Genomic DNA, 23,736 nt, shown 5'->3' with positions numbered 1-23,736 from the left:
AAAAAAGTTTTACAAAAATGAAATTGTTTAGAAAAGTAAAGCAATAAATGCTAAAATCCACGGTCTGACTTTCTTCTTCCATTTTGCTTATAATAATGATGTTTATTTTCTAAAAGAGTATGAATAGGCTTTACAAAACGATCGATATCACCAGCTCCCAGTGTAATCAGCACTTCAATTTCATCATTATCTATTCTTTGCTCAAGATAATCTAATAAAGCATTATCTTCTAAAAGGGTTTTATTTTTTGCCTTTACTTTATCCAACACCACCTGCGAAGTAATTCCTTCTATTGGTAGCTCTCTAGCTGGATAAATGTTAAGCATAATAAGCTCATCATTTTCATTTTCTAAACTAAGGCTTTGAGCAAACTCTTCTTGAAAATCTCTTGTTCGTGAAAATAAATGAGGCTGGAAGATAGCTGTTATCTTCTTTTCTGGGTATAAATGTTTGACAGAAGACAAAAGTGCTGATATTTCTGTTGGATGATGAGCATAATCATCTATATAAACTACTTGTTTGCTTCTAAAAATGTATTCAAAACGCCTCTTTACACCTCTAAAGGTTCGAACGGCATCTCTGATATCGTCTATATTGACACCTACTTTTAAAGCCACAGCAATAGCCACAGACATATTTTCTACATTGTGATAACCAGGCATAAAAAGTTGTAGGCTACTGATTCGTGTCGGAATTTCTAATGTGTTATCAATATAATCAAAACGACAAGCATTTTCGTGTTCTTCATCTGGCTTAATAGCGACAGAATAGACAGGAAGATTAGGCACTCCATATCCTCTTAAAGCTCTGTAATCATACGCTTTAACGTTTTTAGGTTTTGCCTCTTTTACAGATGTTGAAATATTTTCTTGTGTGTAAAGAAGTCCTTCATCTTTTGTCTGACTAGCAAACTCTGCAAAAGATTTTTCTAATTCCTTTTTCTCCCCATAAATATCCAAGTGGTCGGCATCCGTGGAAGTAATGACAGTAATAGTAGGCGAAAGATGCAAAAAAGAACGGTCAAACTCATCAGCTTCTACTACTGCCCACACATCTTTTCTACTATCTTTAGTATTGATAAGTAAATTGGAATTAAAATTGGCTGAAATCCCTCCCAAAAAAGCAGTACAGTTGATTCCACCAAACTTCAAAATATGTGCTATCATTGTAGAAGTAGTGGTTTTTCCGTGTGTTCCTGCCACAGCAATCGTATTAAACGAACGAGTAAGCATTCCCAACACAGCAGCACGTTTGAGAATAGTATAACCATTTCGCTGAAAAAATAGCAGTTCAGAATGAGATTTTGGAACGGCAGGAGTTAAGATGACAAGTGTTTCATCTGGGTAAGTTCGTATTTCTTCTGGGATTTTATCTACATTATCTTCATAGCTAAGCTTTATTCCTTCTTTTTCTAGGTTTTGAGTAAGAGGTGTTTGTGTTTTGTCGTAGCCAGCTACCATTTTTCCATTATGGACAAACCAACGAGCCAGTGCGCTCATTCCTATTCCACCAATTCCTATAAAATAGATATATTTTAAATTTTCTAATTGTATTTCTTCAGCCTTCATAATATCGTGCATTTAGTTTTTCTATACAAAAAACGACAACAAAAATTAGATTAACAAAAATTACTTCTTATTATTTTTTTTTCAGATTATAGAGCGCAACGTTGAGAGAAATTATAGCATCTAAAAAGCCAAACCATAAATTATTATTTCAACTCAACTACTGTTTAAAATTATGAAAACTACTTTATTTACTACTTTTCTATTCCTATGTTTATCGTTCTGTTCTTTTGCCAGCGAAAGCATTTCGGAGGTTTTACCTGCCAAAACGCAGAGTAGTCACATTGTAAAAACTAAGAATTTAAAATCTGCGAACATCAACAAAAAGCAGAAAAAACTAAACTTCAAAGAACGAATTGCACTCAAACTCATCAATAAAAAAATCAAAAAGGCTCAAAAAAAACAAGCAAAAGCTAAAAAAATCAAGAAAAATAAAGTAACAAATATCATTGGTGGTGTCTTATTTTCAGTATTATTGATTTTAATTGGCATTATTGGTGGAATAATTGCCCTTGCTATGGGAGAAGTTTTATTAGGCATTTTATTACTTCTTACAGGCATTATCGTTGTTCCGATACTTTTAGTTATTGCATTGATAGGCTAGAATTTACACAAACTTACTACTACTTATGAAGCAAAAAATATTATTATTACTCTCTATTTTTCCACTGCTGTTTTTTGCTTCATTTGTGAGTGAAACCAGTTCAGAAATTTTACCTGTCAAAAAGCAGAGTAGCCAAAATATAAAATCTAAGACTTTAAAATCTGTTTTTATCAACAAAAAACAGAAAAAATCAAGTCTTAAAGAACGAATTGCGTTAAAACTCATTCAAAAGAAAATTAAAAAAAATCAGAAAAAGCAAGTTAAGAAACTAAAAGTTAAAAAACATGAGTTTGGCGCAGACTTCATTGCTCTATTATTAATCTTGCTTGCTTCTGCTGGTGTGCTTAGTGGTATTATTTACCTCACATTAGGTCAAGTTCTAACAGGAATTTTATTAATTTTGGGTGGAATTCTTCTCATTCCCTTATTCATCATTTTTTTTGTATGGATTAGTATAATTACTTGGGAACATTAAATTTTTAGTCAAATCAAAAAATACTATCGCACCTCTATTCTTTTCCATCGTTATTCCTACCTACAATCGTGCAAACTTGATTGTAGCTACGCTAGATTCTATTTTTAATCAGAAAGTAGAAGCTGATATTTCTTTTGAGGTTATCTTAGTAGATGATGGTAGCACAGACAATACAAAGGAAATCATCACAACAACATATTTAGATGAAAACGCTGAAAAATTTGAACCTCGTTTAAATTATTTTCAGAAAGAAAATGAAGAGCGTTCGGCAGCACGAAACTTTGGTATTTCGAACGCAAAAGGAAAGTATATTTTATTTTTTGATTCTGATGATTTTATGCAATATCATCATCTTCAAACGCTTTATGATGCAATAAAAAGAAATCCGACTGCACAGCTTTTAGCAACAAAATTTGAATTTGAGAATGAGGGTAAGATATTTCCCTCACACATCGCACATATCAAAGAAGGTTTTTATGATTATAAACTCATTTTAGAAGGTTCATATTTTGGAACGTTAGTTTGTTTTGATAGAAAACTCATAGAAAGTGAGAAAGGACTACAACCTTTTCCAGTAGAATTTAATATCTGTGAGGATTGGATTTTTTTGTTTAGAAATATGTTTGCTCATGGTGTTCCGATTTATGTTATCGACAAGACGACCATTACCGTCAATGACCACCCAAATCGCTCCATGGCAAATAACCAAAAAGTTATTTCAGTAAGAATAGAAGCCACCCAGTTTTTAGAAAATGAGTTATCGCTTTCTGACACAGAACTAAAAATTTTGAAAGGTTATTCGTATCAGTTTTGTGCTGTCCATGCCTACATTGATAAAAACAGAAACCAAGCCTTTGATTTTTGGAAAAAAATGGTTTCTTATTTGGGTTACAACAAAAAAACAATACTTTTGGGAATTAAAATTTTGATAGGGAAAAATTTTGTTGATAAAATAAAATAACTCTACCTTTTTGGATAAGGATTGCCTTATCCCTACAACTACATCAATTAGCTTCACTGAATACTCATTTAGCTATGCTGACTTTCAGTTCGTAATTTTTAATTGGCTACGCCGATTATTTCATAATTCGTAATTCGTAATTGAACCATGATTCTTGAACTTGCCGACTGGCTCATTATTGTTTCTTTCTTATTGCTCACGCTAGGCATTGGAATTTATTATACTAAAAAAGCTAGTGGTTCGACTGAAGATTTTTTCTTGGGTGGACGAAATTTGCCGTGGTGGGTAGCAGGAACATCTATGGTAGCGACAACCTTTGCAGCCGATACACCTCTTCTCGTGACAGAACTAGTTGTAAAAGATGGAATTAGTGGAAACTGGCTTTGGTGGAACGGTCTTATAGGTGGAATGCTTACCACATTTCTTTTTGCTCGCCTTTGGAGGAAGGCAAACGTAATTACGGATTTAGAACTCATAGAATTACGCTATTCTGGCAAACTAGCAAAGTTTTTACGTGGCTTTCGTGCTATCTATTTTGGTGTTTTTCTCAATGGTGTCGTGATTGCTTGGGTAAACTTAGCTCTGGCTTCCCTTTTAGAAGTTTTTTTTGAAATTCCTCCTTCTCAAACGATTTATTATGTAGCTCTTGCAATGCTGATTGTAGTGGTGTATTCTAGCCTTTCTGGACTTTTAGGCGTAGCAATTACTGATGTAGTTCAGTTTGTTTTAGCAATGACAGGCTGTATTGTTCTTACATATTTGGTTTTGGACAGTCCAAAAATTGGAGGTGTGAGTGGTTTAGTAGAAAAATTACCTGCTTCTACACTTGACTTCTTTCCTCAAATTAGAAATTCCAGTAGTAGTGAAATAGTAGAAAATGGCGTGCAGATGCTTACGATTAGTTTGGCTACTTTTTTTGCTTATGTTGGCGTACAATGGTGGGCAAGTTGGTATCCAGGGGCAGAACCAGGGGGGGGAGGCTATATAGCACAGCGTATGATGTCTGCCAAAGATGAAGAACACGCTTTTAAAGCCACTTTGTTTTTTCAGTTAGCAAATTACGGATTACGTCCGTGGGTTTGGATTTTGGTTGCGCTTTCAGCTATTATCTTATATCCAAATTTGGCAGAAGGACAAGAGCGTTTGGGTTATGTAATGGCAATGAAAGAATTTTTACCTACTGGCTGGAGAGGGCTTTTGTTAGTAGCTTTTTTTGCAGCCTATATGAGTACGATTTCTACACAACTCAACTGGGGAGCAAGTTATATCATTAATGATTTGTATCAGCCTTTCATTAAACCTAATGCTTCTTCAAAGAACTTAGTAACTGTTTCTAGGATTACAACACTAGTTTTGATGTTGGTAGGGCTTTTCATTACAACACAAATGACAACACTCAAAGGTGCTTTTGAATTTTTGATTGAAGCAGGTGCAGGACTGGGAGCAGTTTTGATTTTACGATGGTATTGGTGGAGAATTAATGTTTTTAGTGAGCTTACAGCTACTATTGCCCCTATCATTGGAATACTTTTAAACAGAGCTATTTTCCATTTAGAATCTCCTTACTCTCTATTTTTTATCTTAGGATTTACTACCATTTCTTGGGTATTGATTACGCTTCTCACAAAACCAACAGAGCAGAAAACTCTACAAAAGTTCTACGATAGAGTACGTCCACAAGGTATTTGGAAACCTATTAGAGAATCTTTAAACCTTCCTACACCTCAAAATACGCTTCCATATATGATTGCTGCTTGGTTTGTCGGAATAGCTTTAGGATATAGCTTTTTGTTTGGAATTGGATATGCAATTTTTCAAAAATGGACATTTTTTGGAATTACTCTAACTATTTTTCTAACAAGTATTTTAGCTATAAATTGGCTTGTAAAAAAGATTACAGAAGATAAAAAAATATAGTCTCTCAAAAAAATCATAAAAAATAAAGACAACTTTAGAACTAATTTGTTATCTTAATCCTAGTTATTGAAATTTTATTATGATAAGATTACAAGAAAAATGATAAGTACAGTTCCTATTACCCTTCCTGTTTTAGAAGATTCTGAAAGATTAAACTACGAACAAGTAGATTGGCACAATTACAGAAAACTGCTCTCTATGTTTGAAGAAGATAAGAGTATTTTTGTAATGAATGATTATAAATCTATAGACCAATTAGAAGAGTATATAGACTATCAACTCAATTTTGCACAATTTTCTTTTAAGAGAGGAGCTGCTGACTGGTTTTATAAAAACAAAATAACAAACGAGTATATTGGTATTTTTAATCTTTATGACCTAAGTACAGAAACCATCAATGATAACCACAAACGCTGTACTATAGGTTTTGCGACCAACAAAAAATACAGAGAAAAATACTATACCTTAGAAGCTATTGAAACTTTTAAAGATGCAATCATTAATCAGCTAGGGAAAACATATATTCTTTCTTATACCACAAAAGAAAATATTGCCACAATAGAGCTACTACAACGAGCTGGCTTTCAGAAAAGTGACGGAGACTATATTCATAAAGAGTATGTTTATTATGAGTTTTTCGTCTAAGAAATAAGTCTAATCTTCATTTGCAGTGTTTTGGTCTTCGTCTATTTTGCTAGATGTTTCTCCTTTTAATAAATCTCTTATTTCTGTCAAAAGTAAAATATCTTTTGGTGTAGGAGCTTCCTCATTTTTAGGGTCTTCGGCTTTCTTTTTGAGCGAGTTGAAACCTTTTACAATTACAAAAACACAAAATGCAATAATTATAAACTGAATCGTAATATTGATAAAACTTCCATAATTAATACTGACAGCTTCTGAAACAACTTTACCTGTCTCATCCAAAACAGCCTGTTTTAATACAAATTTTAGGTTGGTAAAATCAATTCCTCCTGTAACCAGTCCGATGGGAGGCATAATAATATCATTGACAAGGGAAGTAACAATTTTTCCAAATGCTGCGCCAATAATTACACCGACAGCCAAATCAATAACATTTCCTTTAACAGCAAAATCTTTAAACTCTTTAATAAATCCCATGATAATTAAAAATTTGTATACACGTAAAAAAATAAACTAGACAATAACTAAAAAAGAACCTACTGAAATTAAAACCCATAAAATAACACCTAAAGCTAATGGTCGCCAGCCTACTTTTCGTATTTTTTCTATGGAAAGACTCAAACCTATTAAGAAAAGCGTTGTAACAAGCAGTTTTTTAGATACCCAAACAATTTGAGGAGAAAACTGTGATACGAGTGGAATATATGTGTTTATTAGAATAGCTATTACAAAAAACCCAATAAAATAAGGAATGTTTATTTTTGAAGTTGGCTTTTTAGATTTTTCTTTCTCCTCATCAAGATTTTGATTCTTTGTTGCTATTCCTTTATCTTTTGTATAAAACTTAGCGACTAAAACAGAGAGCAAAACTAAAGGAATTATCCAAAGCGCACGAACAAGTTTTAAGGTTGTAGCAATCTTTAAAGATTCATCACTAAAAGTTTGTGCAGCACCCACCACCGAACTTGTGTCATGAATGGCGACAGCCACCCACATTCCGAAGTCTTGTGGTGAAAGACTGAAAAAATGCCCCAACACAGGAAAGATAAGAAGCGCAAGTGAGTTGAGTAGAAAAACGACTCCTAAAGAAACCGAAATATCAGAGTTGTCAGCATCAATTACAGGAGAAAAAGCAGCAATGGCACTTCCTCCACAAATAGCTGTTCCAACAGAAATCAGTTGAGCTAATTTATTTTCTACCTTCAAAAGTTTCCCTATCAAAAGTCCTCCTAAAAGTGTAAGAAAAATACTACTTACCACCAAACCAATTCCATTTTGACTTGCCGAAATTGCCGTTTGAAGATTCAAGCCGAATCCTAAACCTACCACAGCAACTTTTAAAAGCTGTTTAGTGGCTTTTGCTGTTTGGTCTGGGAAAGGATTTTTGAGAAAATGCGCAAATAAAAGTCCTGCGACAAGTGCTATTGGGCTGCTGACAAAAGGAAGCCAACATGCCAAAAGGCAAGCAAAGAAGAGAATAGGAACAATTTTACTTTTCAAAATAGTGTGTAGTTGGTGTGTTTTTATTAAGATACAAAAATACACAGATTTTTTTCACACACTAAAGTGTATGCTACATAATTACACCTCTAAAAGCTGCAAACGCACCAACTGATTGTAAGTTCCCTCTTGATTGACAAGGTTTTCGTGTGTTCCTTGTTCGCTTATCTGTCCGTTTTCGATGACATAAATTGTATCTACTTTTCGGATAGTCGCCAAACGGTGAGCAATAATAATTGTTGTTCGGTCTTTCATAAGTGTATCTAAGGCTTCCTGTACAAGCTGTTCCGATTCTGCATCTAATGAGCTTGTTGCTTCATCCAAAACCAAAATCTTAGGATTGCGTAAAATAGCCCTTGCAATGGCAATTCTCTGACGCTGACCTCCCGAAAGTTTTACACCACGCTCTCCTACCAAGGTATCTAAACCTTCTGGGAATGTTTCAATAAACTTAAAGGCATTAGCCTGTTTGGCAGCCGAAATGATTTCCTCTTCTGTAGCATTTGGTTTTCCGTAAGCTATATTTTCTCTGATTGTTCCACCAAAAAGCAAAATTTCTTGTGGAACGATACCAATAGCCGAACGGTACAAGCTCAAATCATACTCTAAATTATTTTTTCCATCTACTTCTATTATTCCGTTTTGAGGTTCATAAAAACGCTCTAAAAGCTGAATAATAGTAGATTTCCCTGCCCCACTATGTCCTACTAAAGCAATTTTTTCTCCTGCCTTAATATCCAAACTAAGTCCTTTCAACACCTCTACATCGCTACGTGTAGGATAGGAAAAACTCACATTTTTAAAAGAAATATTGCCCTCAATGGCTTTCTGATTAAATGATTTTGATAACTCTTTTTCATTGGGTTCAGACTCCTCTCCTAAAATTTCTAATACCCTTTCTGATGCTCCAACAGCCTTTTGTATTTGCCCATAAATACTACCCAATCCACCAATAGAACCCGCAATAAACATAGAGTAGAGAATAAAAGTAAGTAAATCTCCAGGAGTTAACTCTCCTGCTTTCAACAGAATTGCTCCATACCAAAAAACTGCTGTAATACTTCCAAAGATGGCAAAGAGAATAAAGGAGACAAATGCGCCACGATAGGTAGCAGCTTTTAAGGCTGTTTTGATAACATTGTTTTGTGTTGAGGAATAGCGATTAAACTCAAAAAGCTCATTGGTAAAGGCTTTTACAGTCGCTACGGCTTGTATTGTTTCTTCTACAATAATATTTGAAGTGGCTATTTGGTCTTGCGTTTTTTTAGAGAGCTTTCGAATAAACTTACCAAAAATAACTGCTCCAATCATCAAGGCTGGCATTACAGCAAGCATAAAAAAAGTAAGACGTGGAGTCATGAAAAATAAAATCCCTATGCCAACAACTAAAGTCAGTATTTGGCGAAAAAATTCGGCTAAAGTAGTAGAAAAAGTCTCCTGCAAAAGCGCAACATCTGCCGTAATTCGGCTCATAAGCTCACCAGAGCGATGTTTATCATAAAAAGCAAGTGGTAAATACAAATATTTTTGATACAATGCCTTACGAATATCAGCCATTGAATATTCACTCACCTGTGCAAATAAGTACACTCTCAAAAAAGAAAAAATAACTTGAGTTATAATCACAACAACCAAAGCAAGTGTAATCTGATTGATACTATCCAATATAAAACCTTCATTGCCTGTTGCTACATCAATGAGATTCCCTGTAAGTTTTGGAAAAATCAATAAGACAGTACTAGAAAGAAAAAGACAAATCATTCCAGTAAAAAAGTAGCCTTTGTAGGGCATCATAAACTTATAGATACCTAACAGATAAGAAAAATTTTTCTTATTGAGCTTTACTTTCTTATGCTCATTTTCATCGTTAGTAGTATTTTTTGTGTCGTTTTTTATATCTTCGTTATTTCTCATAATCAGTTGGGAAGCGATAATGCGTTTGATTTTCGAAGTGCAAAGATACGGTTTTTGTTAGAGAACTTCTAACTTCAAATTTTCTATCTTATCTAATTTTACTTTTTGGTTCTACTGTAATGTTTGAACCTTCGGCAAGCATCACAGAAGCTGGTTTTTGATGATTTAGAAAAGCAAAGTCTTGTCCATACATTTCTGCAAAATCGGCTTGTATTTTATAATCTAACACTTCATATTGCTGCCATCTTGGGTGAGTAACTTCATATTCATTGGTATCTCTTTCATTTTTCTTTGCATATCCCCAGTAGTGTTCTGTAATGAATTCAGTTTTGCTCCCTTTTTCAATTTCACTTAGATTTTTAGCTGCTTTGAGGTAAATAGAGTTTTGCTCAGAAGTCTTATTTTTTTGCCATGTATATTCTACTTCTCTATCATTTTCATTTTCTTTCCATTGATGGCTCATTTTCATTGTCTGATAATTTTCTCCATAGACTGTATTGGCTACAAACGTAATAGCTGGTTTGGGGACAATTTCTTTAACGAAAACTACGCCTCTTTTATAGTCATTGTTCATCTTGTCTTCATCAGTTTCAAATCTCTTGACATAAAAACGTAGATTTACCTCTTCAAAATTGATATGAAATGGAATCGGAACGCCTAAAAGTCGTACATTTTTAAACATAAAACCAATCAGGCTAACATAACACTTTCCTTCCCAAAAATCTAAATCTGTTCCGTTGGGAAGATAAGGATAGAGAATATTAGGGTCTATTTGGTAATTTGCAATGGCTAATTTTCGCCATTCTGCTTGTAGAAAACTCATTTTTTTATAGATTAAGATAATAGCTGAAATATATTTATAACTAACATTTAGTTCTTAAAAATTCAAAACAGATTCATTTAAGAAAAATCAAATCTAACTTTTGATGTATCTTTATCGTTAAGGAAAAGTTGTTGTAGATACAGATACTTTCAAATCTACCAATACATTCCCTGTTCTGTATGCCACAGAACAGTAAACTGTCTTCATTTCTAATCAATTTAGAAATAAAATACCACTTTACAATTCAAAATGAAAGAACTTTTCGCTCTAAACAAATACTTTTATAGATACAAATGGCATCTTTTAGGTGGCATTTTTTTCGTCTTGATGTCTTGTGTTTTTGCTATTATTCCAGCCCAAATTGTACGTCATGCCTTTGATTTGATAACCAACACTATCCGAATGAACGACCTTTTTGAAGGAACAGCAGCACAGGAACAAGTAATGGTTACTTTCGGAAAAGTGGTCTTGCTCTACGGAGGCTTGATTCTTCTGATGGCTCTGATTCGTGGTGTGTTCTTATTTTTTCAACGTCAGACCATTATCGTCATGTCTCGTTTGATAGAGTATGATTTGAAAAACGATATTTATATACATTATCAAAAGTTGCCTTTAGCTTTTTATAGAAAAAACAATACAGGCGACCTTATGAACCGAATTTCGGAAGATGTCTCACAAGTCAGAATGTATTTAGGCCCTGCTATTATGTATTCTATCAATATGATTGGAACGGCTGTTTTGGTAATTGCCTATATGCTTACGATTAATGTTCGTCTTACGCTTTTTTCATTGCTTCCTTTGCCAATTCTCTCTATCAGTATTTATTATGTCAATAATCTGATAAATAAGCGTTCCATTCTGATTCAACAAAGTCTTTCTAAAATGACAACTTTTGCACAAGAAGCCTTTTCTGGGATTCGTGTTATGAAAGCATACATCAGAGAAAAAGATTTTTCAAGGGAGTTTGAAGGCGAAACACAAGATTATTTTAATAAATCTCTTGATTTGGTGCGTGTAAATTCCCTCTTCTTACCTTTAATTATTGGTTTGATTGGAATTAGTACAATTTTGACCGTTTATATTGGTGGAATTGAGGTCATGAGAGGTACAATCACGACAGGAAATATTGCAGAGTTTGTTATTTATGTAAACCTCTTGACTTGGCCAGTAGCTTCTTTAGGATGGGTTACAAGTCTTACACAGCGTGCAGCAGCTTCACAAGAACGTATCAACGAGTTTTTGAACACTGAAACTGATATTATTTCATTAGAAAATAAAACTACCGAAATAAATGGTAGCGTAAAATTTGATGATGTTACTTTTGTCTATCCAGATTCTGGTATTAAGGCTTTGGATAAGGTGAGTTTTGAAATTAAGGATGGACAAACGCTTGCCATTTTAGGAACAACAGGCTCTGGAAAAAGCACTATTGCTAACCTTATATGTAGAATGTATGATGTTACAGATGGAGAAATATTGATAGACCAAGATAATATTAAAAAATATGATATTTCTCATTTGCGTTCTAATGTAGGATATGTTCCACAAGAAGTATTCTTGTTTTCAGACACAATTAGAAACAATATTGCCTTTGGCTTCAATGAAAATGATTTTGAGGAAAAACAAATCACAGAAGCTGCAAGAGATGCTGATTTATTGGAAAATATTGAGCGTTTTCCAAACGGATTCGAAACGATGCTAGGCGAACGAGGAATTACACTTTCTGGAGGACAGAAACAGCGTGTCAGTATTGCAAGAGCAATTATTAGAAATCCAAAAATATTGATTTTAGATGATAGCCTTTCTGCCGTAGATACCAAAACAGAAAATGCAATTCTTCAAAATATGAAACGTATTATGAAAAATCGCACTTCTATTGTTATTTCTCACCGTGTTTCGTCTGCCAAACTTGCCGACCATATTATTTTCTTAGATGAAGGAAAAATAGTAGAACAAGGAAGGCATGAAGAGCTTCTGAAACAAAACGGACTTTATATGCAGCTTTATGAAAAACAACTCCAAGAGGAGGTGAGTTAATTATTAATGTTTAGTTATTAATGAGAATACAAATACTGTAAAAAATTAGATTTAATGGTAATTTATCATTAATAACTAATCATTTATCACTAAAGATTTAAGCTACTTTTATCCAATCTTCAGCTGCTTTTACTGTACTGAAATACTCAATTTTGATAAGATTTTGGAAGTAAAGACGTGTAGAAGCAGCAAGCTGTGCAGCAGGAAAACGCTTGAAAAAATCACGTTCTTGAATAATTGCCATAGACTGATAGCCAGCATCTAGCGCACGCCCCAACCAATCTTCCATTGCCCACTTTTGGTCTTGTTTGGAAAGTCCTTTTTTGATTTTACGGTCGTCGTTGATGATTTTGGAAACTTGGCGTTCCTTCATCCAAATAATTGTATCGTTAAGAGCTTTTCTATAACTTTCACTTTCCATATCGCCACGCCATTTTATCATTATACAAGGCACTTCTGGATTTAGCTTTATCAAATAGTTGGGCGTATCTGCCAATACTTCAAATTCTACCATTTTTTTAGTTTTATTTTTTTGATAATATAAAAACCGTCAATGAGAATATTTTTTTTCTCGTTGACGGCTGCATTTTGAGCCTCAACGACGGTTATTTTCTTATAATTTTAAATAGGCTGCAAAATTACATAATTTTCTTAAACCGTAGCAATACATTTAAGTTCGATAGCAATCGGTGTGGGAAGTGCCGTAATTCCTAATGTGGTTCTACAAGGCTGATTGTCTTTAAAATACTCTGCATAAACTTTATTATAGGCTTTAAAATCTTCTTCCATATTGGTAAGAAAAACGGTTACGTCGACGAGTTTGTCCCAGCTACTTCCACTTGCTTCCAAAATTGCTTTTACATTCTGAAAAACGGTATGACATTGCGCCTCAATATCATAAGAGACAAGTTTTCCATTTTCATCATAAACATTTCCATGTATTTCATTCGTTTTGGCATCTCTTGCTCCTACGCCAGAGAGAAATAAAAGATTACCTACTTTTCGTGCGTGAGGATACAAACCTACTGGTTTGGGTGCGTCATTGGTTTCAAATTTTTGGCTCATAGTTAAAATAAAAATTGATTTCTCTAAAAATCATTAATTTTGATTCGACCTTTAGAAAAGTGTATAATTCTTTACATAAAATTTCGTTTGTTAAAGGCATAGAGTATTGCTCTTGTTTTCAAAATTAACATCAATTTATTAGTCAATCAAATGAAAAAATTATCTTTCGTTTTTTTCTGTTTCGTATCTTTTCTTATCTGTTTATTTTCTTCTTGTTCTACCCAAAAAGAAACCTTACCAGATATTTCAAATATGAAGGTAAATATTGAAATAGAAAGAGTAGATAAAAAAATATTTGACGGACAGAGTAAAGAAGAAATTTTGACTTATCTGAAAGAAAACCCAGACTTGCTTTTAAAGGGATTTCGTGTCAATGATATTAGAGTATTAGAAGAACTTGTAAAACGAGCCAACGACCCTTATATCGATACTGTTCAAAGACAAGTAGATGAAGTGTATGATGAGGCAAAACTCAAACAACAATTAGAACATCTTTTTAGCTATACAAAACATTACTATCCAGATTTTTATGTTCCAAAAATTTATACGATTGTAGCAGGTTTTGAGATGGATGTTGTGCCAAGTGATAGCTTGTTTTTGATTGGGCTAGATTATTTTTTAGGAAATCAGTCGTATTACCGTCCACCGATTGAGGTTGTTCCAAATTACATTTGGGAACGCTACCACCCAGAGGCAATCCAAACCCATGTCGCTAGAGAAATTTCGGGAAGGTATAATTTGAGTAATCCATCAGATAACAGCGTAATTAATGAAATGATTTGGTGGGGCAAAACGTATTACTTCATTGAAAAAGTAGTTCCAGAAGCTGCTGACTCTTTGGTAATTGGTTATTCTGCACAGGAAATTGAAGATTGTGAAACCTATCAAACAGATGTTTGGGGACATTTTGTAAAGCAAGAACTTTTTTATGCTACTTCACAAGTAGAAAAGCGAAAATATTTAGAACCACGTCCTCATACTTTTGAAATTGGACAAGAATGCCCTGGGCGTATTGGGCAATGGCTAGGTTGGCAAATCGTTAGGGCATATATGGAAAAAAATCCAGACATAACACTTCCTCAACTGATGAAAATGACAAATCATAGAGAGATTTTTGAAAAGTCTAAATACCATCCGAAAACACAGGAGTAAAGTCTTATACCAAAAATATATCGGTGCTGCTCTATCGGGCTGACCTAATAGATAATGAAAAAGGTCAGTCTTGTAAAGCAGAACGACAAAAAAAGGTAAATTAGTTTTTATATTAGCATTATCCTGCAAGTTCCAATTGGTTTTTGACAAGATTGTAATACATACCTCGCTTTTTCACTAGCTCTTCGTGTGTTCCTAACTCTTTTATTTTTCCTTTTTCTAAAAACACAATTTGGTCTGCATTTTTTACTGTACTCAGTCTATGGGCAATAATAATTTGTGTTTTAGACTGTCCAAAGTTTTGAAGGTTTTTAGAAATTATTTTTTCATTCTTGGCATCTAGTGCCGAAGTAGCTTCGTCAAAAAACAAATACTCTGGATTTTTATAAACGGCACGAGCAATCAGAAGACGTTGCTTTTGTCCTTGACTCAATCCTTCCCCCGACTGTCCTACTTTTGTATGAAAACCTAGTGGTAGGCTTTGAATATGTTCAAAAATATTGGCTGTTTGGGTGGCTTCTATCAGTCTTCTTTGTGTAGGGTTATCATCTCCTAACGCAATGTTTTTAGCAATACTTTCAGAAAAAATAAATCCTTCCTGCATCACAGAACCAATCGTAGCACGCCAAATAGAACTACTAAGCACTGGCAATGGCAAAGAACCTACCGTAATTTGTCCACTTTGAGGAATATAGTATTTCAATAATAATTTCAAAAGCGTTGTCTTTCCACTTCCACTCTCACCTACAATTGCTGTTGTTTTTCCTGCTGGAATATGAAGCGTAAGGTCGTCTATGGCAGGTTGGCTATGTGGTGTTCCGTATCTGAATGTTACATTTTTCAAATAAATATCTTTGGAAAATTCTCCTACTGGCAATTCTTTAATCAGCGAGTTTTCACTTTCTTCATCCTCATCTTTTTGGTCGTGAATTTCTCCTAAGCGTTCCAAACTTAGTTTAGCATCTTGACCTTGCTGAATAAAACTCACTGATTGAATTAAAGGCACTTCCATCTGACCTAAAACTTGCTGTACTGCCATCATCATACCGAGTGTCATACTTCCTTGAATAACTTCGTAAGCAGCCCAAAAAGTAATAATAATATTTTTAAGTTCGTTTATAAACCCTCCTCCATACTGTTGTAATTGACTTAATCTCAAACTTTGCATTGCCAGTTTTGCTCTCTTGACTTGCAATCGTTCCCATTCCCAACGTTTTTCCTTCTCAAAATTATTGAACTTAATTTCTGCCATTCCTTGTACGAGTTCTACTTCGTTGCTTTGTGTAGAAGAAGAAAGTGCAAAACGCTTATCGTCTAAAAGTCTTCGTTTCTTTAAAAAGAGCAATATCCAAGTAACATACAAACTACTTCCTATTAGAAAAAGCAAAAAGATTATTGGACTATAAAAAATAACAAGTATGCCGACAGAGAAAAGACTTGCCAACGAAAAAATAAAATCTAAAAGTGTTCCACTCAAAAACTGTTCGATGCGCTGATTGTCTTGCATACGCTGAAGAATATCTCCCAAGTTTTTAGATTCAAAAAATGGTAGAGGAAGGCGAATAAGTTTAGCCAAAAAATCAGAGACAATCTGAATATTCAGTCGAACAGAAACTTGCAACAAAATCCAACTTCGTATAAGGTTGATTAAGTTTTTAGATACAAAAAAGACCAGTTGCGCTGCCAAAACCACATAAACGAAAGATAAATTTTTCTGCTGAATCCCTGTATCTACTAAGGCTTGTGTAAGAAGTGGTAAAAAAAGTGAAAGCAAAGTAGCTCCCAGAAGCCCTAAAAACAACTGAAAAATAATAGCTTTATAAGGCTTTAGATATTTTAATAAGTAGCCAAAAGTAGCTTTGCTTTCTTTTACATCTTCCTGTGCATAAAAATCTGGGGAGGTTTCCAAAAGAAGTGCAATTCCTCTTTCTTCTCCGTCTTCTCCTTCGGTGGCTTGTCCTTGTATCCACGCTTTTTTAAACTCTTCGTGGCTATATTCTAAAAGTTGTGAGGCTGGGTCAGCTACAAAAACCTTCTTATTAGTGATTTTATACACCACTACAAAATGATTCTGATTCCAATGTGCGATGAAAGGAACAGGTTTTTCCTCTATGAGCGTCTGAATATCTATCTGTACAGAAAGCGTTCGAAGTCCTATTTTTTCGGCTGCTGTAGCAATTCCCAACAATGAAACGCCTTGCTTTCCGATGTAAGCATTTTCTCTAAGGAAAGGCAGAGAAAAATTTTTGCCGTAATGTTTGGTTATCATCTTCAAACACGTCGGACCACAATCCATTTGGTCTCGCTGCTTGACGTGAGGAAACTTTGCCATTTTTTATTTTTTTGTCTTGTTATAAATTCCTCACAAAAGTAGCTCAAAATTTTCAAACTGCAATAAACCTTTAATTTTCATATCAAAAACACTAATTAGGTACTTTTATCAAAAGTACCATTTATTAAAATTCATTTAAAAAACATAATATAAAAAATAAAAAACACTTTTTTTTTAAAAAACTAATTTCAACATACAAACATAAACAAACAATACATTAAAAACAAAAAATAACTTACTTTTTAATTTTATTCTATTGGAAAAGAATGTAAAGAGAAGATGGATATTTTACTAAATATGCGTGAGGTTTCATTTATAAATAAATTGCCAGAGCATTATAAAAATCAGAATAAAGACGTAGTTTTTTTAGTTATATCTCATTATGATACACCAAAAGATTTTTTAAAATTACAGAATTATCTAGAAGATTCAACAAATGTAAAAGGGTTTAGAGAAAGGTATTATAATGAACGATGAAATAAAAGTCATACTAACTTCCTACTTGGATAAAGCAGGAGACGGTTATTTCAAAGGTGAAGTAGTAAGCAAGGATTACCAAAATGTAACGAAAGGCTTTTTGAAAGAACACTATCTGACTAGTTCAGCTCCAAAAAGTTACTTTATCGATAAGACAGGAGTCATACGCTTTACAACTTTTGGCTATTCTCAACATCTTTATAATTACTTTTCACTATATACAAGCGAAATTGACGCTCTTTTAGAGTAAAAAAAACGAAGTAGATAATTTTAGAGGAATTGAACAACTAATAAGTATTTTTTAAGTGGAACAAATCAAAGCTATTTTACTTGATACAAACACAAAACGCTTTATGTAAGAAAACATACCAAAGGTGTCTTTTTCACAACAGTTTATGAAAAACAAGAAGCATTTTCTTTGATTTTCTTGAAATAAGAATATTATTTTCCTAATATTGTGATATAAAGTTATTGTAATCTATATAACTTTATATGTGCAAATAAGCTACTACTACTTCAATAAATAACTTAATTTTTAACACTTTTCAAAAATTTATTTATGAAGTCTTTAAAAGAAAAATTCGGAAAATTTGCTTTATCTCAAAAAGAAACTAGAAATCTTGTTGGTGGAGATGTAACTACTCCTCCAATAGATGCTCATGTGGACTACAGTCATGGAGGAACACACTGTTGCGATTATAGAGATAGAGATGGAAACATATACACAAATTGTGGTGTAAGACCTACACCAGAATCAATACGCTGTTACTATGTTTATTAATAAATTAATCTATTGAGGTCAATCAATGGCAAATAAAACTGTTTATACTACATCTAGTATAAACAGTTTTATTGTTTCTAAAAAAACACATACAAACCTCTATCATAATAATTTTGTGGAACGTGGCAGCTATATTAAGAATGGTTTGGCTAAATGTTGATTTTTAGAACTTTGTGTTGAGTTTTTGTAAGATATAATTCACAATAAAAAAGTAACAAACAAGTAGTTTTCATAAAAAAATGCAGCAAAAGTGTTTATATATGTTAAATAAAGAACGCACAATTAATTATAAACACCTAAATAACAGCGATTTACACAATTAAAACATACTATGTACTAAATTCAGTATTTTGACTTAAAAAATATTTTTATAATATTTGAATCATCAACATTACTCAAGTACTTTTACTAAAAGTAAAAAGTAATTTGATATTTATTTTTTTATTCAAATTTTTAAAGTCATATTTTAAGATGAAATCATTAAAAAAGAAATTCGGAAAATTTGCTGTTTCTGAAAAACAAATTAACAGAATAACAGGTGGGCGTGATTGCAATTGTGGTGAGTTGCCACTTGATTGTGCAACAATCACTTATCTGCAAGTACCTACTATTTGTGAAATGATATGTTGTGATGAGCGTGCCTAACGTTAACTCATATTTATTTAAATCTTTAAAAGAAATTCGAAAATTTGCTATTTCTGAAAAAAGCTAAAAAAGTAAATGGAGGAACTCCTCCTTATCCTTGTTTAAATAAATATTTGCCTAACCCAAATGACCCACTTGAGTGCTGGGAACTTTAATTTTAACACAAATAAAAAACATAATATATGAAATCATTAAAAAAGAAATTCGGAAAATTTGCTATCTCTCAAACGAAAGCTAAAAATGTAAATGGGGGATGGAGAAACTGCGACCCTAATGACCCTTGTTGTTGTCCTCCAACTAAACTATGTAAACCAAATCCAAATTGTGATTGGGTGTAAGTAAACCATCAATCTTTATATTGATACTAAAAATAGTGATAGAGCTTACTATAAGTTTCTGTCACTATTTTTTGATAAAAAATCTCAAAATGAAAAATACAATTACCATCTTATTAGATAAATTAGGCGTAGAATACACACCTTTTTATTTACAAACACTTACAGAAAAGTGTAATAATGCACAAACATTGAGTGATATAAAATTGCTCTTGGCTTATTATAAAGTAGATTCTTTGGCTGTGCAGATTGGAAGAGAGGAGCTTTCAGAAATACCATTACCTGCACTCGTTTTGTCTGCTGAAGAAGATGAAAATGGTAAAGTTCATAATGACTATTTCGTTTTAGAAAGTTTAGAAGACGAGAAAGTAAGTCTGATAAGCCCTAAAGGAGAAAAAAAATCTGTTATAATAGAAGATTTTGAGAAATCTTGGACAGGCTACACACTTCTATTAGACAAGAATAAAAATTCTAAAGAACCTAATTATCTTGCTCACAAGAAAGCAGAACAAAAACAAAAAGTATTGAACACTAGCAAAACGATTGTCCAAGTGCTAGTTGTTGCTTCACTTTTATTCATAATTGGAAATTCTCTATTTTCAAGTGGTAATTTTTCTATTTCTTCCCTTTTTGAAATCTCATTTTACCTTCTTCATGGTATTGGGTTCGTACTTAGTGCAATCTTACTTTCTGGAGAAATTTTTAAAGACAATGTGGTTTTCAAAAAAGCCTGTACTGCCTTTGGTAACTCATCCTCTTGTGCTGATACAACAAATACAGACAAAACAACTAAAATTGATACTCTAAAAAACTGGTTTACTTTTTCAGAACTGGGTGTTTATTATTTCTTTGGAGGATTTCTCTTCTTACTCATTAGTAATGCTTTTGGGCTATTCATTCAAAGTTTGATAGCTGTGTTGGGAATAGTTGCAGTAATTACTTCGCTCTACTATCAAAAATTTGTACTCAAAACGTGGTGTTCTTTGTGCGTTTCTGTGATGGCAGTATTGTCTGTACAAGCTATATTAGGAGGAATTTTTTTATCTGTTTCTGATGCCCCTAATATTACAACATTTACTTTCATTTCTGCTCTTTCTATATTTCTGTTTGCCTTTCTATTGCCTACCCTTGTATGGAATGTTTTAAAACCTATTTTCACAAAATACAATTCCTATAAAAATAAAAATCAGAAACTACATTCTTTCAAATATGACTTTGAGCTTTTTCAAACTCTGCTCTCACAATCTAGAAAAATAGATACTACGCATATACCAACACATTTTGTTGAAGGAAATGACGTTTCTGTTGATGACGAAGAGGAATATAATAAAGTCTCATTGGTAGTAATTAGTCGCCCTACGTGTCCACCGTGCAAAACGGCAAAGAAAGATTTACAAAAATTAAGAGAAAGCTTCGGTAATTATTTTACCACTACAACTTGTCATCTGACGATGAGTCAGAAAAATGAAGACTACAAACAAATCTCAGAAATGCTTTCTGACCTTCCAACACCTTACTCAGAAAGTGAAAAAGAGAGCATTATTTCAGAACATTATGCTTGGATAAATCAGCAGGGAATTACCTTTACTCCAGCTTTTATTGTAAATGGAAGGCTTCTACCAGAAAATTATAGAGTTTCAGATTTGGAATATTTCTTAGTTCATTTGGCTAATGAGATGGACGAAGTGGAAGAAAACAAAGAAGAACAATTATCTTTGTAGTGATTTTTCAATTCAAGATATACCATATTTTAATGCCAGAAAACAACGATAAAGAAGCTATTTTTCGCTCCTATTCAGAAGAAACACAAGAATTACTCACAGCTCCCCAAGGATTTTTAATGCGCTCAGGAATCACAATCGTCTTTGGTGTATTGCTATTGATGTTTGTAGTTTCATATTTTATTCGCTATCCAGAACTCTCTACTTCAAGTGTTACTATTTATGCTAATCAAGCAAAGGCAAATCTATTTCCTAAAATTAATAGTCGTATTGTTTCTATCAATACAAAACACGGTCAAGATGTAAAGGAAAATGAGCTTTTAATAGTTTTGGAAAGCACAACAGACTGGAAAGAAGCCCAACGTTTGGAAAGCTATTTGGATACGATTTCCTCTCAGAATGCTGCCTTTGAAAATATAGCCTTCTTTACAGAAAATGAAATTCCTATTTTTACAAGTTTGGGAAATCTACAATTAGACTATGAGAGATTTAAGAATAGCATTTTAGATTATCAGCTTTTTTCACAAACCAACTCGCACGCACAAAAACAGGCTGCTATTCGTTCTGAAATAGAAATTCAAAATTCACTAAGTAAAATAGTAGATGAAAAATATGAACTTCAAAAAAGGGACTATGAATTAAGCAAACAAAAATACATTACAGATTCTTTGCTCTACAAAAGTGAGGCGATTGCAAAGCAAGAGTTTTTACAGACAAAAAGTGCATTTCTGAACAAAGAAAGTAGCTTCTTACAAAACAAAGAAGCCAACCTAAATGCCAAAATGAGAGTAAGCCAGCTCAATCAGCAGCTTGTAGAGGTATCTATTGCCTTTAGAGAACAAGCCTTTAAATACAAACAAGAACTAAGAACAAGTTTTGCTTCACTTAAAAAGATGTTAGAAGATTGGAAGAGTAACTATTTAATTATCAGTCCAATAGAAGGAAAAGTAAACTTTTTTAATCCTATCAATCTGTATCAGTCAGTAGGAATAGATAAAGAAATTGTTTCTATCATTCCTCAAGAAAATGCAACGTATGCTTACACCAAAGTAGAAGCCAAACATATTTCAAAACTTACGACAGGGCAAAATGCTAATAAGGCAAAAATAAAGTTAGAAGCATACCCTTTTGCTCGTTATGGCTGGCTAGAAGCAGAAGTGGCTCAAATTAGTCTTGCGCCACAGGAAAATCAATATTCTGTACAACTCAAACTAGAAAACGGTCTGACCACCAATCGAAATAAAGAAATAGATTTGGATGCAAAGAGTGAAATCTATGGAGTAGTAGAAATAGTACTGGAGGAAAGAAGCCTATTAGATAAATTTTTGGAGCAAACTATTTATTCTATTGAAGCTTTCGAATAAAATGTTTATAGCTTATAGAAAAAAATAAGCCTTTCTCTACATGAAGAAAGGCTTATTTTTTTCTATAAAATTTTTCCTATTGAGGTGGATTAAACAGCATAATCTCCTAAGAGTGCTACTCCAATCATCAGAAGTACTAACACTACTGCCATTACTGACATAGCATTTTTATAATCAAATTTCTTTTTCAAAATAAAGGCAAATGCTGTAATCATTCCGATAGCAGCACCTAAAAGCCCACTACCAAAACCTAAAAATGCTACTTTACGCACTAAATCTACTTCAGGATTACCTATAATAGAGTGAATAACAACAACCTCCAAGCCAATAGCTAATAAAAATGCAACAGAACTCATGAGCATGATACGCATGATAAATGCAGGAGCTACTCCATATCTAGGTTTAATTTCCTCTTGGGGAACATTTTTTAATTTTGCTTGAGCCTCTATAATTGATTCTTGATAAGTTTCCATAAAAATTATTATTGTAGTTAAAAAAATAGATTGTTACATTTATTGTAACCTAATTATATAACATACAAATACTTATATTGTTTTATGAGTTTTGTTTTTCCCTTATCCAGAATCTCTCATTTTAAAATAGATTATATATTACGCATTTAATTTTGGCTCTATTTTATGGTATCTTTGCAAGCAACAAGAAATGTTGAGAATAATTATATAACTTCAAAGCATTTTTTTTGTTTGATAGAAAACATAAAACAACAACCAGTCTTTAAAAAATAAAAAGGCTTTATAATTTATATCTTATGGCAGTAATTACAGACAACAATCGTACGCCCCACGTACACATATATATAGAAGAAAATCCAAATCCAAACTCAATGAAGTTTGTAATGAGCTTTATGCTTATGGCAGATGGTGTAGTAAAAGATTATGCAACAGCAGAAGATACTACAGATTCTCCTTTGGCAGCATCTCTCTTCAAAGAATTTGATTTTGTAGAGCGTGTTTTTCTAAGTAAAAACTTCATTACTATTACTAAAAATGAGAGTAAAGAATGGGTAGAAATCAATCCAATTCTTCGCAACTATTTGAAAGAATATTTTGAGGCTCAAAAACCTGTTTTTTCAGATAACTTGCCAGATTCAAAAGTAGAACTAAACGACAACCCTACGATTTCAAGAATAAAAGATATTTTAGACCAATATATTCGTCCTGCTGTGGAGATGGATGGAGGAGCAATTTCTTTTTCTAGGTTTGATGAAGAAACTGGAAAACTAAGCGTTCTGCTTCAAGGCTCTTGTAGTGGATGTCCTTCTTCTGCTATCACACTCAAATCAGGTATTGAAAATCTTTTTAAAAGAATGATGCCTGAAGTAAAAGAAGTAGTAGCTGAAAATGGATAATACAGTTATCAGTTATCAGTTATCAGTTATCAGTTATCAGTTATCAGTTATCAGTTA

General features: G+C 33.1%; 24 protein-coding genes. 15 read left to right on the top strand and 9 right to left on the bottom strand.

Annotated features, from left to right (window positions below; translation table 11 throughout):
* Positions 1-50: 50 nt before the first annotated feature.
* Complete coding sequence (murC, locus tag QZ659_RS03525) at positions 51-1,580, bottom strand: UDP-N-acetylmuramate--L-alanine ligase (RefSeq protein WP_291721928.1); 1,530 nt, start codon at positions 1,578-1,580, stop codon at positions 51-53.
* A 160-nt stretch (positions 1,581-1,740) separates the two neighbouring features.
* Between murC and QZ659_RS03520 the strand changes: the two genes are divergently transcribed.
* From QZ659_RS03520 to QZ659_RS03500, 5 genes are all read left to right on the top strand, one after another.
* Positions 1,741-2,169 (top strand): hypothetical protein, encoded by a 429-nt coding sequence (locus QZ659_RS03520; RefSeq protein ID WP_291721925.1) that lies wholly within the window; start codon positions 1,741-1,743, stop codon positions 2,167-2,169.
* A 25-nt stretch (positions 2,170-2,194) separates the two neighbouring features.
* Positions 2,195-2,644, top strand: a complete 450-nt coding sequence (locus tag QZ659_RS03515; RefSeq protein WP_291721922.1) for a hypothetical protein — start codon at positions 2,195-2,197, stop codon at positions 2,642-2,644.
* Positions 2,640-3,605 carry a glycosyltransferase family 2 protein gene (locus QZ659_RS03510; RefSeq protein ID WP_366935842.1) on the top strand — a complete coding sequence of 322 codons (966 nt, stop codon included), beginning with the start codon at positions 2,640-2,642 and terminating at the stop codon, positions 3,603-3,605. Before QZ659_RS03515 ends, QZ659_RS03510 begins: the two co-directional genes overlap by 5 nt.
* A 147-nt stretch (positions 3,606-3,752) precedes the next feature.
* Entirely contained in the window at positions 3,753-5,522 is a 1,770-nt protein-coding gene (locus QZ659_RS03505; protein WP_291721919.1) for a sodium:solute symporter family protein, read from the top strand.
* Between the two features lie 99 nt (positions 5,523-5,621).
* Positions 5,622-6,167: a GNAT family N-acetyltransferase gene (locus tag QZ659_RS03500; protein ID WP_291721916.1), complete on the top strand. Its 546-nt coding sequence runs from the start codon at positions 5,622-5,624 to the stop codon at positions 6,165-6,167.
* A gap of 9 nt (positions 6,168-6,176) precedes the next feature.
* Here QZ659_RS03500 and mscL read toward each other — a convergent pair whose 3' ends face one another.
* The 4 genes from mscL to QZ659_RS03480 all read right to left on the bottom strand — a co-directional run bounded on the left by mscL (position 6,177) and on the right by QZ659_RS03480 (position 10,401).
* Positions 6,177-6,641: a large-conductance mechanosensitive channel protein MscL gene (gene mscL / locus QZ659_RS03495; RefSeq protein WP_291721913.1), complete on the bottom strand. Its 465-nt coding sequence runs from the start codon at positions 6,639-6,641 to the stop codon at positions 6,177-6,179.
* A gap of 36 nt (positions 6,642-6,677) precedes the next feature.
* The gene (locus QZ659_RS03490; protein WP_291721910.1) at positions 6,678-7,664 is read right to left on the bottom strand and encodes a YeiH family protein; all 987 of its coding nucleotides are present in this window, start codon (positions 7,662-7,664) and stop codon (positions 6,678-6,680) included.
* Positions 7,665-7,745: 81 nt separating this feature from the next.
* A complete protein-coding gene (locus tag QZ659_RS03485) occupies positions 7,746-9,578 on the bottom strand; it encodes an ABC transporter ATP-binding protein (RefSeq protein ID WP_291721907.1) in 1,833 nt (610 codons plus the stop codon).
* 88 nt (positions 9,579-9,666) lie between these two features.
* Positions 9,667-10,401 carry a YqjF family protein gene (locus QZ659_RS03480; RefSeq protein WP_291721904.1) on the bottom strand — a complete coding sequence of 245 codons (735 nt, stop codon included), beginning with the start codon at positions 10,399-10,401 and terminating at the stop codon, positions 9,667-9,669.
* A gap of 249 nt (positions 10,402-10,650) precedes the next feature.
* Between QZ659_RS03480 and QZ659_RS03475 the strand changes: the two genes are divergently transcribed.
* Positions 10,651-12,438 (top strand): ABC transporter ATP-binding protein, encoded by a 1,788-nt coding sequence (locus QZ659_RS03475; RefSeq protein WP_291721901.1) that lies wholly within the window; start codon positions 10,651-10,653, stop codon positions 12,436-12,438.
* Positions 12,439-12,535: 97 nt separating this feature from the next.
* On the opposite strand, the gene QZ659_RS03470 is transcribed toward QZ659_RS03475, so the two are convergent.
* Positions 12,536-12,952 (bottom strand): hypothetical protein, encoded by a 417-nt coding sequence (locus QZ659_RS03470; protein WP_291721898.1) that lies wholly within the window; start codon positions 12,950-12,952, stop codon positions 12,536-12,538.
* 137 nt (positions 12,953-13,089) lie between these two features.
* Complete coding sequence (locus QZ659_RS03465; RefSeq protein WP_291721895.1) at positions 13,090-13,503, bottom strand: RidA family protein; 414 nt, start codon at positions 13,501-13,503, stop codon at positions 13,090-13,092.
* A gap of 252 nt (positions 13,504-13,755) precedes the next feature.
* Here QZ659_RS03465 and QZ659_RS03460 point away from each other — a divergent pair, with 252 nt between their 5' ends.
* Positions 13,756-14,655 carry a hypothetical protein gene (locus QZ659_RS03460; RefSeq protein ID WP_291721892.1) on the top strand — a complete coding sequence of 300 codons (900 nt, stop codon included), beginning with the start codon at positions 13,756-13,758 and terminating at the stop codon, positions 14,653-14,655.
* 118 nt (positions 14,656-14,773) lie between these two features.
* Here QZ659_RS03460 and QZ659_RS03455 read toward each other — a convergent pair whose 3' ends face one another.
* Positions 14,774-16,987, bottom strand: a complete 2,214-nt coding sequence (locus tag QZ659_RS03455) for a peptidase domain-containing ABC transporter (protein WP_291721889.1) — start codon at positions 16,985-16,987, stop codon at positions 14,774-14,776.
* A gap of 279 nt (positions 16,988-17,266) precedes the next feature.
* Here QZ659_RS03455 and QZ659_RS03450 point away from each other — a divergent pair, with 279 nt between their 5' ends.
* From QZ659_RS03450 to QZ659_RS03420, 7 genes are all read left to right on the top strand, one after another.
* Complete coding sequence (locus tag QZ659_RS03450; RefSeq protein ID WP_291721886.1) at positions 17,267-17,464, top strand: hypothetical protein; 198 nt, start codon at positions 17,267-17,269, stop codon at positions 17,462-17,464.
* Entirely contained in the window at positions 17,454-17,714 is a 261-nt protein-coding gene (locus QZ659_RS03445; RefSeq protein ID WP_291721883.1) for a hypothetical protein, read from the top strand. The genes QZ659_RS03450 and QZ659_RS03445 overlap by 11 nt, the downstream gene beginning before the upstream one ends.
* 309 nt (positions 17,715-18,023) lie before the next feature.
* Complete coding sequence (locus QZ659_RS03440) at positions 18,024-18,245, top strand: hypothetical protein (RefSeq protein ID WP_291721880.1); 222 nt, start codon at positions 18,024-18,026, stop codon at positions 18,243-18,245.
* A gap of 471 nt (positions 18,246-18,716) precedes the next feature.
* The gene (locus QZ659_RS03435) at positions 18,717-18,890 is read left to right on the top strand and encodes a hypothetical protein (RefSeq protein ID WP_291721877.1); all 174 of its coding nucleotides are present in this window, start codon (positions 18,717-18,719) and stop codon (positions 18,888-18,890) included.
* Between the two features lie 182 nt (positions 18,891-19,072).
* Entirely contained in the window at positions 19,073-19,228 is a 156-nt protein-coding gene (locus QZ659_RS03430; protein ID WP_291721874.1) for a hypothetical protein, read from the top strand.
* Between the two features lie 89 nt (positions 19,229-19,317).
* Positions 19,318-20,946, top strand: a complete 1,629-nt coding sequence (locus tag QZ659_RS03425; protein WP_291721871.1) for a cysteine peptidase family C39 domain-containing protein — start codon at positions 19,318-19,320, stop codon at positions 20,944-20,946.
* 32 nt (positions 20,947-20,978) lie between these two features.
* A complete protein-coding gene (locus QZ659_RS03420) occupies positions 20,979-22,310 on the top strand; it encodes a hypothetical protein (RefSeq protein ID WP_291721868.1) in 1,332 nt (443 codons plus the stop codon).
* A gap of 89 nt (positions 22,311-22,399) precedes the next feature.
* Here QZ659_RS03420 and QZ659_RS03415 read toward each other — a convergent pair whose 3' ends face one another.
* Positions 22,400-22,783, bottom strand: a complete 384-nt coding sequence (locus QZ659_RS03415; RefSeq protein WP_291721866.1) for a hypothetical protein — start codon at positions 22,781-22,783, stop codon at positions 22,400-22,402.
* A 296-nt stretch (positions 22,784-23,079) separates the two neighbouring features.
* On the opposite strand from QZ659_RS03415, the gene QZ659_RS03410 reads away from it, so the two are divergent.
* A complete protein-coding gene (locus tag QZ659_RS03410) occupies positions 23,080-23,679 on the top strand; it encodes a NifU family protein (protein WP_291721863.1) in 600 nt (199 codons plus the stop codon).
* Positions 23,680-23,736: the final 57 nt, after the last annotated feature.

Origin of the sequence: Bernardetia sp. (assembly GCF_020630935.1) — a bacterium.
Lineage (GTDB): Bacteria > Bacteroidota > Bacteroidia > Cytophagales > Bernardetiaceae > Bernardetia.
Note: the sequence above shows the minus strand (reverse complement) of the source record. Positions and strands in the feature narration are given on the sequence as shown.